A 1,789-nucleotide genomic window follows, 5' to 3' on the forward strand; every position below is an offset into this window, starting at 1 on the left:
GCAGAATCGCCACCGCAATCCCCCGCTCAGACAAGTCCACCGCCAGCGACTTGCCTACCGCATTCAGGGCGGCCTTGCTGGCCCGGTAGCCGTACCTGGCCCCGGAGGTATTATCGGCAATGGACCCCATGCGTGAAGTCATAAGCCCCACCTTGCTACCCGCATGCAGGTTGCCCAGCAAAGCCATGGTGACCCGCAGCGGCCCCAGCGTATTGACCTCGAACTGGTCGCGGATCGAGTCAAAGTTCATGCCATCCACCGTTTCACTGCTCATGATCCCGGCGTTGTTATAGAGCATATCCACACGGCGATCGCCCAGCGCATTCTGCAGGTTCATCACTCCGTCCGCCGAGCCCACATCCACACCATCGATCACCTTTGCGCCGCTTTCCAGCAGCGCAGCAGAGGGCTCGCGGCAAGTGGCCAGCACGGTATCTCCCCTGGCGCACCACGCCTGCACCATGGCAAGGCCAATCCCGCGATTCGCTCCGGTAATGACTATTTTTTGTCCCACAGCTTTCTCCTTTTGCCTGATTCAACAGACTCGTACCCTGAACCTGTTTCGCATTCAACGCCAGCGGACAAGCCACATTCGCAAGCCTCTGTGGGCGGTGCTTTGCCTACCTGTACGGAAACATCCTTTTTTATGGTTCATCGCGGAATTGAGTGCTCATCCTGCTTCAGAGGCTCCCTTGTCTCATTATCCCGATTTGGCAGCCGCTGGACGCCGGATGCCCAACGAAGGACGCTTGCGTTCAAAACCTGGAAACCCTGCCCGCCATACTCTCTGTGCAAAGTGCATTACCCGATTATTGCCATCAATGATGGCCTGACCGTTCCTGAAAATACCGCTCAAAAGCGATGCCGGGATAACCCAGGCAGATGACGAGAAGCGTGTTATTCACGCTAATCCGTAAAGAACCTTTTTTATCCGTGTCTCTTTGCTACAGTGAGTGTCCATTCTCAAGCCAAGGACGCGAATCATGAGCATTGCAGTTGGCGATACCCTTCCCTCCATCACCCTGAAAACCAACGGTGATAACGGCCCCGAAGACCTGAACACCGGCGATTTTTTCAAAGGCCGCAAAGTAGTGTTGTTTGCCGTGCCCGGCGCTTTCACTCCCGGCTGCTCCAACACCCATATGCCCGGCTTCGTGGTCAATGCTGACGCCCTGCTGGACAAGGTCGATGCGATTGCCTGCATGGCCGTTAACGACGCTTTTGTGCTGGATGCCTGGCAGAAAGACCAGAACGCCGAGCGCCTGACCATGCTAGCAGACGGCAATGCCGAGTTTGCCAAGGCCCTGGGGCTGGAACTGGACGCCACCGGTGGCGGCATGGGCATTCGCAGCAAGCGTTTCGCCCTGATCGCCAACGATGGCGTGGTGGAGTATATCGGTGTGGACGCCAAAGGCGTGGACAAGAGCAGCGCGGAGACTGTGCTGGGCCAGCTTTAATCTAGGGAAGTCTTTCCCTCGGAACGTTGCCCGGTGAGCCCAACGCCTGATGCCGGACGAAAACCTGGCGGCGCGGGTTGTCTGCATGATGCATTCGGATTGCTGCCAGGCCGTTGAAAAACGCTCGAAGCACTGCGGGAAGCGATGCTTGCATCGCGAAGGCGCCTGCAACTCACCGCCGCTATTCGTGATGCAAGCATCAGTTCCCACAGACAATCAGCGTGCTGGGCATTTTTCAGCGATTCCCCGGTTCGTCGCTTTGACGTCCGGCCGCCGGCATGTGGCCTCCCGCAACGGCGGAAATCCTGAGCCGAGCCAGCGCTGGCTCAACA

Annotated in this window: 3 protein-coding genes; 2 read left to right on the forward strand and 1 reads right to left on the reverse strand. The window is 57.9% G+C overall.

Features of this window, described 5'->3' with window-relative positions; translation table 11 throughout:
* A partial coding sequence (locus A3730_RS23010; RefSeq protein ID WP_082872504.1) for an SDR family NAD(P)-dependent oxidoreductase occupies positions 1–514 on the reverse strand: 514 nt, incomplete at its 3' end.
* Between the two features lie 469 nt (positions 515–983).
* Here A3730_RS23010 and A3730_RS23015 point away from each other — a divergent pair.
* Both A3730_RS23015 and A3730_RS32805 read left to right on the forward strand, forming a co-directional pair.
* Positions 984–1,457 (forward strand): peroxiredoxin, encoded by a 474-nt coding sequence (locus A3730_RS23015; RefSeq protein WP_063520866.1) that lies wholly within the window; start codon positions 984–986, stop codon positions 1,455–1,457.
* Positions 1,458–1,506: 49 nt separating this feature from the next.
* Positions 1,507–1,789 (forward strand): hypothetical protein (locus A3730_RS32805; RefSeq protein ID WP_231884021.1); only part of this gene is annotated, 283 nt, incomplete at its 3' end.

Source organism: Alcanivorax sp. HI0044 (assembly GCF_001634945.1).

Excerpts from the sequence above, each read along its gene's own strand:
- A3730_RS23015 (WP_063520866.1), top strand. The coding sequence starts at position 984 with ATGAGCATTGCAGTTGGCGATACCCTTCCCTCCATCACCCTGAAAACC.